The sequence below is a fragment of the Acinetobacter higginsii genome (genome assembly GCF_000369845.1).
GTDB lineage: Bacteria > Pseudomonadota > Gammaproteobacteria > Pseudomonadales > Moraxellaceae > Acinetobacter > Acinetobacter higginsii.
In genome coordinates this window covers 252,603-266,926 of sequence record NZ_KB850214.1, presented here as the reverse complement: position 1 = coordinate 266,926, position 14,324 = coordinate 252,603, and the positions used below count along the sequence as shown (strand labels likewise).

The window sequence follows — 14,324 nt, the reverse complement described above, 5'->3', positions numbered from 1 at the left end:
GCAATGGTTTTTAATGAAAATGTATATCAGTAAAAGTAATAAGAAGGTGTTATACTGTTGATTAATCGGTTGTTTGAGTGAAATTCGTGATTAAATTCACATTATCGTGGTTTTGAGAGATTTATATCCAGTTTGACGCCATTAAGATTCGATATCCTTTGCTTTATTCTTTAAAAATACTAAATAATAAAATTAAGTGGTTAATATAATTAACGAATATAAAAAACTAAAAAAAAGATTGTGCTTTACAAAAAAACATATATAATGAGAAACAAGACAGAACGATCTGTCTGCATAAGAAGGATCGGAAGTGCGAAAGTGCAACCGCCAGAGGGTAATAATATTTATTATTCTTTTTACACTCAGACGCAAGCGTGAGCCACAATAATAACTATAAATCACGCTTTATTTTTTTATGCAATGATACCTGATTTTTCAAACACTTTTAATAAAAAAATATCCCTTTATTTATAAAGGGATATTTTGTATTTATGCCAAAGTTTTTTCAAAACTGATTAAGTGCTCTACGCGTTTCCAGTATTCATCCATTTCAACTGAGTGCTTATTGACTTGGGCTTGAATCGTCATGCCATCTAAAATGCTGACAATCAATGTTGCAAGATGAGTCGGGTTACGAATATCCAAACTTTTCAATAAGTTTTCAATTAAAGCTGTTAACCAAATTTTATATTGGGTAGCAGGTTGCAACGTAGAAGGATAGATTTTAATCACTTCTTCTAACGCTTTCTGAAACATACAGCCATTAAAATCTTCGCTGTTAAACCAGGCTGCATACCATCCAAAGATTGCTTTAAGTTGGTCAAGATGATCCTCTGGATCACATTCTGCCAAAGTTGCATTTAAAGAAGTTTGGAGATTAATGTTACGTTGCACTAAGCATTCTTCAATTAACTTTTCCTTTGAAGGGAAGTATTTGTAGAAAGTCATTTTTGCAACGCCCGATTCACTAATGATTCGATCTACACCGATCGAGTTATAGCTATGCGAATTAAAAAGTCTTAATGCAGTGGTAATAATATCTTCTTTTTTTGACATACAACGCCTCTAGTTCGCCCATCGCCAAGAGCATCATGTTGCATTTCATCATGCAATTTTGGCAGGGATTTTACATGGTATTTTGGAAATATCATAGGAAAAAATAACATTATTCATTTAAATGATTCTTTTGTCCGTATTTTCAAGTACAGGGTTTGAAAATAATGTTTATATCTATAGAAAATAACTATTAATAAAATCTTAAAATACGATAAAAGATTAGAATAACTTAAATTTATTTGATTCGTGATTATTCATCTAATTGTTTTCAAAGGATAACTGGTTTGATGGGGTGTTTAGATTTAATTATGATGGTTGTGTTGAGATTTATTCTTGTTTGTAGGTTTGTGTATATTTAAGCAACGCTTCTAGTTTTAATGCTTACTCTGGAATCTATTTTGAATAAATACATAATATAAAAGCCAGTTAGTTATAGTTAAAATAAATAACTGACTTTCATCGTATAATTTTCTATTTTAAGATTTGTTTTGTTGCAATGGTAGTGTTGCAATGAGCTTTATAAAATTATGGTAAAGCATCGATTGTTGGCTTGGGGTATAGACTGAACGTTTGATGTTGCCTTTATCTGTTTCGATCGAAAGTTCGACATTTTTTGCTTTTTTCAGCTAGTACAGGAATGTACTCGGCAGAATGAAGCTATTCGATGAGCGTCTTGGAATAAGTCGATTGATGTCTTTTTGCTGCGTTGGGCCAACGGGCTGATAAGTAAAAGTCTTATCATCAATTAAGAAAGTAAGGCTTTTGATATCATAATAATCATAGCTACTGTTGAGTACGGTCTCGACTCTTAATTGCTCTTTGTGTTGTTTATCCCATTCAACAAAAACATTCGGGCAAAGTTCGTTGGCTTTGCAGTTCAAAGAGCCTGCGGTTGCGAGATTGTCTGTTGAGTTTGCAGAAGAGTCAGGTAAGGTCGCGCAGCCACTCATCACAATACAAAGGCTCAGTAAACTTAAAGTTTTTTTCATCTTTTTAACTCTCTAGGATGTACTCAATATTTCAGTGTTAATGATGTAGTTGTGGACCAAGAAATTCAAATGGTTTTGATATTTTAAATTGATTGGTTGCATCACCAGCAAAAGTATTCTGTTGATCTTTGCCAAGATCAAGTTTACGCGTTAAACGATCTTTAAAGTTAATTTTCTTTAAATCCACCCAAAATACATTGGGGGAGACTGCAGATTCAAAGAAATAAAGTTGTTGTTTGTGGTCTGCAACAGTTCGCCAGCGTGTCGATGAAATATTCGGTTCTTCTGCTGTATTGAGGCCATAAGGAACAGATGCATTACGAATCACACTAAAAACAGAAGCTAAGGCATCTTTAGGATTGTCATTTTTTGGAATCGCATTGATATAAAAAGAGGCACGTGCAAAGCGGTCAGCAGCACGATTGGTCCCTGGTAACATGACTGTACCACCAATTTGTTGCCAGTAAGTGTTGAGTGCCAGTTGTTGATCAAATATTGGTGAGTTGGTCATAACTTGATATTTTTTATTGTGGTGAATAACTTGCTTGCCCCCAATATATTCGATAATGGCACTATCACCGGTTTTGTCTGAAATAGATAAATGCAATGTCGCGAGGCGTTGTTCGCCTGGCACGCTGTCAGTAATCAGATCGAAGGGTTCTTTTTCTAAAGCACTGACAGCTTCTGCAACGCTTGCATAGTTATCAAGTACATATTGCGCCCAAGCCGAAATGCTGAGTTGCGGTTTTTTAGATTGTTTGGTGTCTGGATATTGAGATTCAACCAACCATAATACATTGGCAACCAATCCAGCTTCATTCATGCCGTCAGTCGTTGAAATATCATAACCTGTGGCAATCACACTGCCGTATTTAGCTTTCCATTTTAGAGATTTTGGCCCTGCATTGCTGTCTCTAAGTACACCACTGGGTAAAATCCAAAGATTAGTGCCTACATCAACCTTCCAGTCCATGGAGCGGGCGGTGATGATATGGTCATTGTTGCCTAAATAAACTGCTCGGGTGCAGGCATGGCTGGTTTGTAGAATGAATGAGGATGCGAGAAAGGAAAAACATAATATTTTTTTAAACACAAGTCGTACTCCTTGCTGTTGTATCAAAGTGATTTATATCAAATATTTTTATAATGACTTGGCTTTAGTCTATTAAAAAAAAATTCTTATTCAAGCATTAAAATGTAATCATTATAAAAAGTAGGGTTTTATTTTTGATCTGGAATTTAGATAAATGTGGATAGAGATTAATCTCTATCCACAAGGAAATGCGTGTTCTAATCTTCGTTTGGCGGTAATAACATCACAACGGCGGTATTCAGCAGCGTTGTGATATCTTCTAGAATCTCAACTTGATTCAATTGTTCATCTAGCAATAAGCTTTCACCATCTGCAATCTGCTTTAGATAAGGAATGAACGTTTCTGATACGCAAACGGTATCGCCATTTGCCCAAAACTCTAAAGATTCACCTTGTTTTCTGTAAAGCAAACGAGAGGCGGGTTCTAGAATAATTTGATAATCCGCACCAATAATCTCGGCAACATCATGAGCATCAACCTCTTCAGGTTCTGGAATGTTGTTTGGATAGCTTGCTTCACTCATATAGGCCATGATCGCTGCATCAAATTCAGGTGCCTGAGTGAGATAATCAAGTAATTGAGTCTTTAAATATGAAAACTCAGTACTGTTAATTTCCCCTAAATGTGCTGTTTGCTGGCGTGCAATATCGATCAATGGATTTTTGAGTAAAGTATTTTCTGAAAATTTATCACTCACTTGATCAATCATTTCTGAGAGGTTTGGCATGCGGAAGCCAAAAGAGTAGGTTAAGCAATCATCTTCAGCCACACCATAATGCGCGAGACCTGGTGGGACATAAAGAAGGTCGCCTGGGGCAAGAATTTCATCAAAATGAATGTCTAAGTCTGCTAGAAGTTTCAGCGGTTGATCTGGCAAAAACTCAGTTGATTCATCACACATTTGACCTAATTGCCAACGGCGATGACCATGGCCTTGTACCAAGAACACATCATAAAAATCGAAGTGCTTACCAACAGAGCCACCTTTAGGTGCATAAGACACCATGATATCGTCGCGGCGCCATTGAGGGATAAATGGAAACTTCTTCCAAAGCTCTGAAATATCAAATGAATAATGATCTACTGCTTGAACCAGAAGTGTCCAAAGATTTGGCAGCTTCTGGAAATCACCTTTGGTTAAAGGGGAGGACTTCACATGCCACTCATTTGGATTTTTATTCTTTTGACGGATCAAACGGGCAGTGACATCCTCTTCCAATGCCAATTCTTGAACATCTGCTGGTTCTAATAAGCCGATAATTTCAGGCATTGCATTACGGACCAACAACGGCTTTTTCTGCCAATATTCATTAAGAAATTGTTCTGCGCTAATGCCGCCGAGTACCGTTAAAGATTGAGACATGGGAAATAAAACCAACAACACATAAATTAGTGCGTATTCTCCCTTGAGTTGAATATTGGTGCAAGTCTTGTCTGAATGTGATGAAAAGCTCGGAAATAGTCATCAAAAGTGCAGCAATGTATTTAATCTTGATCAATTAGAAGCGGATTCATTCACAGACTTTCAAAAAAACAGTATGCTTAAGACGCAAAAAGGAGCATTCATGTATCAAGTACTGGCAAGAAAATACCGTCCACGTAATTTCAATGAGTTAGTGGGGCAAAACCATGTTTCTCGTGCTTTAACCAGCGCATTAGAACGCGGGCGTTTGCATCATGCCTACTTATTTACTGGAACGCGCGGTGTCGGGAAAACCACGATTGCCCGTATTTTAGCCAAGTGTTTGAACTGCGAGACAGGCGTGACTTCAACACCGTGTGAAGTTTGTGCAACATGTAAGGCGGTAAATGAAGGTCGTTTTATTGATTTAATTGAAATCGATGCGGCATCTCGGACCAAGGTTGAGGATACTCGCGAGTTACTCGACAATGTGCCTTATGCGCCAACGCAGGGTCGCTTCAAAGTTTATCTGATCGATGAAGTGCATATGCTTTCAACGCATTCATTCAATGCCTTGCTCAAGACACTGGAAGAACCACCTGAGCATGTGAAGTTCCTCTTTGCAACGACAGATCCACAAAAACTGCCGATTACCGTCATCTCGCGCTGTTTGCAATTTACCTTACGTCCTTTGGCCGTCGATGAAATCACGGAACATTTGACAGCAATTTTAAATAAAGAGCATATCGAAGCCGATCAAGATGCGATTTGGCAAATTGCAGAATCTGCACAAGGTTCATTACGTGATGCATTGTCTTTAACAGATCAGGCAATCGCCTATGGTCAAGGTGCAGTCCATCATCAAGATGTTAAAGATATGCTCGGTTTGATTGACCGAACCATTATTTATGATTTGATCTTGGCAATTCATCAAAATCAGCAAGCACGAGTAAGTCAGCTACTTCTACAATTTAGACAGCAAGCTTTAGACGTGTCTTTGGTTTTGGATCAATTGGTTTCTACCTTGCATGAACTGGCATTGTTGCAATACTTGCCTGATCTTGCACTGAAATATAGTGAAGAAATTAACCAGAAAATTCTACAGTTGTCGAAACTCATTTCTGCTCAAGATTTGCAGTTGTATTATCAAATTGCCTGTAAAGGTCGAGCTGAGTTGCAACTTGCGGTGACACAAGAGCAAGGCTTTGAAATGACGGTGTTGCGTTTACTGGCGTTCAGACCGTTAACTTTGAATGAAGTCACGGTAACGGCAACGCCTGTTACGCAAATTACAGCACCTGAGGTGCATCAGACAATACAGGATTTAAGTACAGAAAATCAGTTTGCAGTTCAGCAAGAAACGGTTAGCGTTGAACCTGAACCTGAACCTGAACCTGAACCTGAACCTGAACCTGAACCTGAACCTGAACCTGAACCTGAACCTGAACCTGAACCTGAACCTGAACAGCGCAATCAAGATCCTCATCTCATAGTGTTTGATGCTGAGGAAGGTCAGTTAATTGGATTGGATGTATCAGTACAACAACACACGATTCAGTCGAATATCGTTGAGGCAGATGATGTGCTGGTTTTTCCTGTTGAGCAAAATTCTCAAGTACAGCTGGAGCAACCCAAAGTTGAGCAAGTACTTGATCTCATCGCAGAGCCAGTGCTTGAAGCGGTTGTTTCGGAACCGATTGTTGTCGCAGACAAACCAGTTGCACCAATAATACAACAGCAAGTTCATGAACAAACTGATCTGATGCCTCAAGATATTTTAAAACTGCGTGAGCAGGTTTTAGAAGGCGAGTGGAATTTAGAGAAGTGGGAGTATTGGTTTAGAACCAGCCAGCTTTCACCTGCGGTTCAAGAATTAGCCCAGCATGGTGTGATGCAAGGACAGATCAATGCTGCTTGTGTTTTTCAGATTCCTCAAGAATATGAAGGCATGTTATCGCAATTGCAGCATGGCTTGGAGGATGCTTTAAAAGCGCAATGGCCACAAACCCTGTTTAGTGTGCAATATGCTGCAGTGGATTCCAATACACCTTTAATGATGCAGAATGAGCGTAAAGAGCGAGCATTTAACCGTGCGGTTGAGTTATTGCACCAAGAGCCAACAATTAAGAGTCTGGTCGATACCTTTGATGCCGAATTGGTTAATATTAAGCTCAATCCTTAGCTGAAATAGGTAGACAGAAGAGTATTTATTTTTTACTTTGTAATGATTTAGGTAAGCTAAAAGTGTAATCTAGGCTTAAAATTTAAATCATAACGAAATAAGGGTAAAAAATAATGCGTCGTTTACCAGTTTATTTATTACTTGATACCTCAGGTTCTATGCATGGTGAGCCTATAGAAGCCGTAAAAAATGGGGTACAAATTTTACTTTCGACTTTACGTCAAGATCCTTATGCGCTGGAAACGGCCTATTTATCTTTAATCAGTTTCGACAGCCAAGCCAAACAGTTAGTGCCTTTAACTGAATTGGCTGTTTTCCAAGCACCAGATTTGCAGGTCACAGGAACCACAGCCTTGGGCGATGCTTTAGCGCTATTAGCCGATAAAATTGAACAAGAAGTGGCAAAAACCACAGCAGATGTCAAAGGTGACTGGAAACCATTGATTTTCATTATGACTGATGGTGTGCCAACAGATGATTGGCGTAAAGGTTTGCAACGTTTACAACAAGTCAAAACAGGGGTGATCGTGGCCTGCGCAGCGGGACATGGTGCTGATACTTCAATTTTAAAACAAATCACAGAAGTTGTTGTTGAATTGGCAACGGCAGATTCAAATACGATTAAAGCATTCTTTAAATGGGTTTCTGCCAGTATTTCAACTGGCAGCCAGAAAGTGGATGCAGGGCAAAAAGAAGTCACAGGCTTGGGCGATTTGCCACCTCCACCGCCTGAAGTCAACATCGTACTATAAAAGCAAAATAAAGATTAAATAAGAGGGTAAAACCATGGCTGTAAGTTTAAATAAAGGTCAAGGCATAAGTTTAAGTAAAACTGAAAATAATTTGTCTCAAGTAACGATTGGTTTAGGTTGGGATATTCAGGAACAGAAAAAAGGCTTTCTTGGCGGATTATTTGGTGGCAATAGCGCTGAATATGATCTGGATGTGATTGCTTTTCTGGTGGGGAGTAATGGCAAGGTTAATAATCTGGGGCGAGATGCGCAGGGGAATGTCACCTTAGAAAATAGTGATGTTATCTTTTTTAATAATCAAAGGCATTCTTCTGGACATATCTGGTTAACCGGTGATAACCGTACAGGTGCGGGGGATGGCGATGATGAACAAATTATCGTGAAGCTCAATGACCTGAATCAACAATACCAAAAAGTGGTTTTTGTGGTGCAAATCTATAAAGCCGCAGAAAATAACCAACATTTTGGTCAAGTCAAAAATGCATTTATCCGTGCAGTGGATACTACAGGTAAGGAAATGGTCCGTTTCGATTTGTCGGGTACTGGACAATATGATCAACAGCGCTCATTACTCTTTGCTGAACTTGTCCGTGAATCAGCAGGATGGAAATTTAATGCAGTCGGACAGGCTTCCCAATCTGATTCATTTGTGGAATGGTTAAAACAATACGCTTAAAAATTTGATTTTCGGCTAAAGAAAGGTTTAGAACAACATGCGCCGTTTACCCGTTTATATTTTATTAGATACCTCAGGATCGATGCGAGGTGAGCCAATTCATTCGGTGAACGTCGGCTTGCAGTCCATGTTGAGTGCATTGCGGCAAGATCCTTATGCATTGGAGAGTGTGCATTTAAGTATTATTACCTTTGATCTGGAAGCGAAGGTTTATTTGCCTTTAACGCCCTTGGATCAAGTGCAGCTTGCCGATATCGATGTTCCAAGTGCAGGCGCAACTTTTATGGGGGCTGCACTTGAGTTGCTTGCTGAGCAAGTCACTCAGCAATTACAAAAAAGTACCGATGAGGTCAAAGGGGATTGGCGTCCGCTATTATTTGTGATGACTGACGGCTCACCTTCAGATGTCTATGCTTACCAGCAAGCGATTCCTGTCATAAAACAGTTAAACTTTGCCAGTATCGTTGCCTGTGCCGCTGGGCCAAAAGCCAAACAGGAACATCTCCTGCAACTGACCGATAAAGTTGCGGTATTGGATACTATGGATGCGGCCTCTTTTGCAGGATTCTTTAAGTGGGTGTCTGCCAGTGTCGTGGTGGGAAGTAGTAGTGCGGGCATTTCAGGTTCTGTTTCATTGCCGCCACCGCCGCCGGAAGTGCAATTGGTGTTGTAAATAAAATAAAGAATACATTAAGGATAATCAGAAGATGCGCCGTTTACCTGTTTTTTTCGTATTGGATTGTTCTGAGTCGATGGCGGGGCAAAATATTCAACAGATGCAACAAGGCATCCAGTTGATTATGCAACAATTACGTCAAGATCCATATGCCTTGGAAACCGTGTATGTTTCTGTTATTGCCTTTGCAGGGATTGTTCGAACCTTAGTTCCGTTAGTGGAAGTATTTGCTTATTATCCTGCGAAATTACCTTTGGGTGGTGGGACACATTTAGGCAAAGCCTTAGAACATTTGATGAATGAATTTGATCGTCATTTGATTAAAACAACGGAAGAAATTAAAGGGGATTGGAAGCCAATCGTATATTTGTTTACAGATGGTCGTCCGACCGATGAATGTAAAGATGCGATATATCGCTGGCAAAAGAAATATGCGCGACGCTGTACGTTGATTGCCTTAGGAATGGGTAAAAACGTCGATTATGCAACGCTCAAGCAATTAACAGAACACTGTATTGCTTTTGATGAGTTGAATGAACAAGACTTTAAAAAGTTTTTCCAATGGATTAGTGCGTCTGTGGTTGCACAAAGTAAAAGTATTGGGGACGGGCAGCAGCAAGATCATTTACCGCCAATTGATGAGCGCTATATGCGTCTGGTCAAGGATTTGCCTGCCAAGAAAACTTTGGTGGATGAAAACTGTGTCACTTTTGTGGGGCGTTGTGGCAAGCTGAATCGCCCCTATTTAATGAAATTTGAACGTGAAATTCAGTATCAAGCGCCTCAAGATTTAAATATCAACCTGAATTTATATCATTTTCAATTGACCGAATGCTGCAGAATTGATGAGGATTATTTTACTTGGTCTGATCAAACCCAACATCAGCAGCAGGTCAATACCACGCTATTACAAGGTACTCCAGAATGTCCACATTGTTTGGCTGAAACGGCTTTTGCCATGTGTGGTTGTGGCCAATTGATGTGTTATGACGGTTTTAGCGAGGACGTGACTTGCCCATGGTGTCGTCGCCAAGTCAGTTTTGGTTATGGTGGAATGGACGGCTTCGATGTGCAACGAGGGCGTGGTTAACAATTGGATTTAGGAAAAGCCATGTCGCAAACTTTGACTTCTGACGTTCAGACTGCTTTTTTAAATACATTAAAGCAGCTGTTACAAGATCAAACTCAACAGAACCCTCTGTTACTGGATGATGATTCTCTTGATCAATTGCTGAACAGTAAAAAAATTTATAATGCCTATCATGATTTGGTTGAACAGATTTATGAGCAAATAGGCTTTCAATTAGAACAGTCAGCAGTGTTTCAGCATTCTTTATTACAGCGCATCTTGGAGCAGGGGCGCTTGCCGGTTTACATCTCTAAAGCTGAAAATATCAATAGCGCTGATTCAAGCCAACCGCTATTCGATCATACCCAAATGATGCAGAATCCAATTCATGAGACTGATGCGTTAGAGTCAGTTGATCAGCTTGACTTTCTAGATGAGCTTTATTTGTCATCTCCCGTTGAAGCAGAAGCTGAACCATCTTTCATCAATGATAGCTCTGTCGCTACGTCACTTCCGACAACCTCGTTAATTTTAGTTAATTCGACTGCAGATATTGACTCAAATAATACAGACCACAATCAGAATAATGCCTCAGGAAGACCAAATCATGAGGTGAAAATGGTGAACAAAATGCCTCATTTTCAGATACCCAATGCGCGTGTTGGGCAAGACTATCAAGCCCGTATCCAAATGCAATATCCAGTCAAAGAGGACGTGCTGATTTGCTCTGAATCGATCAAAATTCCAGACGACTTAGGCATCGTATTTGATGATGAAGCACAACAATTACAGGGCATACCGCTACAAGCAGGTGAGTTTAAACTGGCCTTTCAGTATAAAAACAACGAAGCCGTACAAGTATGGTCTTCGGGTGAGGTGACCTTTATTATTACTGCTGACCCGCGTAGTTTATGGCAGGTCAATGAACCTGATAGCAATGAACCTTATCAAAAAGCACATAGTGACCACCAATTGATTCAGACTGAGCATTTTAACCTTGCAGCCTGTAGTCAGCGCGGACGTTCACATGAACACGCAGGTACTTTCCGTGATGATGATTTTCTGATTGCACGTGTTGCAGAGACTGATTGGTCAGTGTTGATTGTTGCAGACGGTGCTGGTAGTGCTAGTTATTCTCGGCAAGGTTCTTTACTTGCGGTGCAAAGTGCAGCAAAAACGCTGACGGATTACCTCGAACAGCATCATCCGCATCTGGATCTCTTATTGCAGCAATGGCAAGTTGGCAGTGACGACGAAATGACCAAGTCTGTTGCTCAGCAGATTTATAAAGATTTTCACGATACCTTCTATAAAACAGCCCAAGTGGCGATTGAGACCATTGAGCAGGAAGCTGAGTTAAAGCAGGTTGCAGCCAAGGCTTATGCCACGACTTTATTGGTGGCTGTGGTTAAACAATGCGAGCAAAAAACCTTTATTAGCACCTTCTGGATGGGTGATGGTGCCATTGCTGTATATGCCAAAGATAAAGTGCGTTTAATGGGTAAACCTGATGGTGGAGAGTTTGCTGGACAAACCCGTTTCTTAGATCGCAGTTTTGCACAGCAGTTTGCTAGTCGCGTCAATATTGGCTATTACGATGATTGTGAAGCTGTGATTTTAATGACAGATGGTATTTCCGATCCACGCTTTGAAACGGATGCTGGACTCGCGAACCTCGAAAAATGGCAGGCCTTATGGCAAGAAATTGAACCACAGTTACAGCAGCCACATCCAGATCAGGCTTTATTAGAGTGGTCAAAGTTCTTTAGTGCTGGACATCACGATGATCGTACTTTGGCGATTTTATGGAATAAGCCTGTGAGTGTGGATGTGGAGGGTGTTGTCCATGACTAAGATTATCCAATGTCAAACTTTAGATGGTCGACCAGTCGCATTCGTTGATGAAGTCATTGGCTCAGGAGCAATGAAAGATGTCTATTTTTCGCCTGATAAATCTTATGTGGTGTGTTTTTTTAGCAAAGAAAAAAACCATTTCTATCAGTCACATGCTGAGCTGGAAAGACAGAAGGACCGCTTAAAGGAAATTGTTGGCAATAAATGGCAAGGTATTTTCAACAGTGCAGGCGGGGATTACTGGAAAAATGTGTTTTGCTGGCCCGATGGTTTGATTGAATATAATGGTTTATTGGGGATTACAGCCCCGACGTACCAAAAACAGTTTTTCTTTGAGCATGGTTCTAAAAATAATGATTTTTTAGGCATTAAAGGTAAGGAAAAAGAAGGGAAATGGTTTGCCAGTGCCAATAACCAAAATCGGTTTTTAGATGAAAAAGAAAAAGGCAATTGGTCGAATTATCTAAGAATTTGTATTTTGATTGCCCGTGCTGTGCGTCGTATGCATGCAGCAGGTTTGGCACATTCAGATTTATCCTATAAGAATATTTTGATTGATCCTGTAACTGGGCGTGCCTGTGTAATTGATGTTGATGGTTTGGTCGTGCCAGGCAAATACCCACCCGATGTGGTGGGGACACCTGATTTCATTGCGCCTGAAGTGGTGAAAACCAATCACTTTAAAAAGGATGATCCGCAGCGAAGTCTCCCGAATATCATGACTGATCGCCATGCCTTGGCGGTATTGATTTATATGTATTTGCTGTATCGACATCCATTGCGTGGTGGCAAGGTCCATGATGTGAATGATCCGCAGCGCGATGAAAATCTGGCAATGGGTGAAAATGCTTTATTTATTGAGCATCCAACCGATCCAAGCAATCGTGTAAAAGTCAGTCAGGTACGTCCAAGTTCTTTACCGTGGGCCGATCCAGAAAAAATTCCATTCACCGTGACAGGTCCTTATTTAAAAGAACTGTTTTTACAAAGCTTTGTGACGGGTTTGCACCAGCCACAACAACGACCATCTGCCAATGATTGGGAAACCGCTTTGGTTAAAACGGTGGATTTGATTCAGCCATGCTTAAATAGTGATTGCGGTCAAAAATGGTATGTATTTGATAATACAACAAAACCAGTATGTCCATTTTGTGGCACAGCCTTTAAAGGCAAGCTACCTGTACTGAACCTCTATTCGGCACGTCGAGAAGGCAGCTTTAGACCCGATAATCACCGTTTAATGGTCTGGACCGGGCAATCGCTGTACCCGTGGCATGCCAATAATCTGATTGCACCCAATGAGCGTCTAACAGCAGAGCAAACTAAACGCGTCGGCTATTTTGTTTTTCACCAAAATCAGTGGTGGCTGGTCAATGAAAATCTGCCTGACCTCATGGATGTGGCAACCCAAACAACGATTCCAATTGGCGAAAAAGTTGAATTGCTAGATGGAAAACAAATTTTACTTTCACGTCAGGATGGAGGTCGCTTAGTAGTGGTGCAAATGGTGGAATGTGTATGACACAAATAGTGAATGATCTTGCTCAGATTGGCATTGCTGAAAATTCGATCGGGATTTGGTTTACCCAAGCGCATTCTTGTCAACGTGATTTAATTTTGGCCGCAAAAACGGCGCCGTTTGATACCCGAATTCATGTGGTGGCATCACATGCAGACGATCGTCCTGAAATTACATCTGTTGCAGATATCGCTTTACAAGAACCGCCTTTGTCAGAGCGAGTCGAGTGGGTTTTACAGAAGGCACAATGCTTAAACGTCAAATTAATTATTGCTGGGCATCATGCTGAACTTTATCTGGCGCAAAAACAGCGCTTCGAACAATTGGGCATCCGTCTCATGGCGGGCTGTGATACGGTCGAGCAGATCGAGCAACTGAATGACAAAGCTCTGTTCACTCAGATCTGTGTAACTCACGGCTTGGCAGTTGCACCAGCAACCATAGTTGAAAATGCCGAGCAATTAGAAGATGCATATCATGACTGGCTGCAAAAAGGCGATGTGTGCGTCAAGCCTGCCAAAGGGGTGTTTGCTTCAGGGTTTTGGCATTTAGACCCTAATGCGAATGCTTTTGATGTGTTTGCCAATAGTATGAGATTCAAGGCGCATCCTGAAAGTTTTATTGAGAGTTATCGCCAGTTAGAACAGCCTCCTGTGTATTTGGTCATGCCATTTCTTGCTGGATTGGAGTGCTCAGTGGATATGTTGTGCGTACATGGTCAGGTGCATGGTGCGATCGCACGTTATAAGCAAAAGAATGGCTGCCAGAGTTTGACATTCGAAGATCCTGCGATCGAGTTGGCCAATCAGGTGGCTGCATTATTTGGTTGTGATGGGTTAGTGAATATGCAAGCTCGATATAATGATCAACAGCAGTTGTATATTTTGGAGGTGAACTCTCGACCATCAGGTGGCATTGCACATACCTTCATGAGTGGTGTGAATTTGGTCCATTTGGCGATTGCTCAAGCACTACAGCTCAATTATCAACCTGAAAAGATGAAAAGTTCGGTCACTGTACGCAGCATAAGTCAGAGTATTTGTGTAATATAAAGA

11 protein-coding genes and 1 pseudogene are annotated in these 14,324 nt (G+C 40.6%); 8 read left to right on the top strand and 4 right to left on the bottom strand.

Annotated features, from left to right (window positions below; genetic code table 11):
- Window positions 1-489 precede the first annotated feature (489 nt).
- The 4 genes and pseudogenes from F885_RS11145 to F885_RS11155 form a co-directional block, all read right to left on the bottom strand.
- On the bottom strand, window positions 490-1,056 hold the full coding sequence (locus tag F885_RS11145) for a TetR/AcrR family transcriptional regulator (protein WP_005316020.1): 567 nt from the start codon (window positions 1,054-1,056) through the stop codon (window positions 490-492).
- A gap of 476 nt (window positions 1,057-1,532) precedes the next feature.
- Window positions 1,533-2,045 (bottom strand): annotated as a pseudogene (locus F885_RS0120135) (hypothetical protein).
- A gap of 37 nt (window positions 2,046-2,082) precedes the next feature.
- Window positions 2,083-3,138 carry a linear amide C-N hydrolase gene (locus F885_RS11150; RefSeq protein ID WP_005316014.1) on the bottom strand — a complete coding sequence of 352 codons (1,056 nt, stop codon included), beginning with the start codon at window positions 3,136-3,138 and terminating at the stop codon, window positions 2,083-2,085.
- Between the two features lie 197 nt (window positions 3,139-3,335).
- Window positions 3,336-4,502 (bottom strand): cupin domain-containing protein, encoded by a 1,167-nt coding sequence (locus F885_RS11155; RefSeq protein WP_005316011.1) that lies wholly within the window; start codon window positions 4,500-4,502, stop codon window positions 3,336-3,338.
- A 202-nt stretch (window positions 4,503-4,704) separates the two neighbouring features.
- Here F885_RS11155 and dnaX point away from each other — a divergent pair, with 202 nt between their 5' ends.
- The 8 genes from dnaX (at window position 4,705) to F885_RS11195 (ending at window position 14,321) form a co-directional block, all read left to right on the top strand.
- Complete coding sequence (gene dnaX, locus F885_RS11160; protein ID WP_032859336.1) at window positions 4,705-6,723, top strand: DNA polymerase III subunit gamma/tau; 2,019 nt, start codon at window positions 4,705-4,707, stop codon at window positions 6,721-6,723.
- Between the two features lie 113 nt (window positions 6,724-6,836).
- Window positions 6,837-7,475, top strand: coding sequence for a vWA domain-containing protein (locus F885_RS11165; protein WP_005203231.1), 639 nt, complete (start codon window positions 6,837-6,839; stop codon window positions 7,473-7,475).
- Between the two features lie 34 nt (window positions 7,476-7,509).
- Window positions 7,510-8,151: a TerD family protein gene (locus F885_RS11170; protein ID WP_004653171.1), complete on the top strand. Its 642-nt coding sequence runs from the start codon at window positions 7,510-7,512 to the stop codon at window positions 8,149-8,151.
- 37 nt (window positions 8,152-8,188) lie between these two features.
- Window positions 8,189-8,824, top strand: coding sequence for a vWA domain-containing protein (locus F885_RS11175; RefSeq protein WP_005316005.1), 636 nt, complete (start codon window positions 8,189-8,191; stop codon window positions 8,822-8,824).
- A 34-nt stretch (window positions 8,825-8,858) separates the two neighbouring features.
- Window positions 8,859-9,917: a TerY-C metal binding domain-containing protein gene (locus F885_RS11180; RefSeq protein ID WP_005203234.1), complete on the top strand. Its 1,059-nt coding sequence runs from the start codon at window positions 8,859-8,861 to the stop codon at window positions 9,915-9,917.
- A 21-nt stretch (window positions 9,918-9,938) separates the two neighbouring features.
- The gene (locus F885_RS11185; RefSeq protein WP_005315996.1) at window positions 9,939-11,750 is read left to right on the top strand and encodes a PP2C family serine/threonine-protein phosphatase; all 1,812 of its coding nucleotides are present in this window, start codon (window positions 9,939-9,941) and stop codon (window positions 11,748-11,750) included.
- The gene (locus F885_RS11190; RefSeq protein ID WP_005315992.1) at window positions 11,743-13,272 is read left to right on the top strand and encodes a helix-hairpin-helix domain-containing protein; all 1,530 of its coding nucleotides are present in this window, start codon (window positions 11,743-11,745) and stop codon (window positions 13,270-13,272) included. Before F885_RS11185 ends, F885_RS11190 begins: the two co-directional genes overlap by 8 nt.
- The gene (locus F885_RS11195) at window positions 13,269-14,321 is read left to right on the top strand and encodes an ATP-grasp domain-containing protein (RefSeq protein WP_005315972.1); all 1,053 of its coding nucleotides are present in this window, start codon (window positions 13,269-13,271) and stop codon (window positions 14,319-14,321) included. The genes F885_RS11190 and F885_RS11195 overlap by 4 nt, the downstream gene beginning before the upstream one ends.
- The last annotated feature ends 3 nt before the right edge of the window (window positions 14,322-14,324 follow it).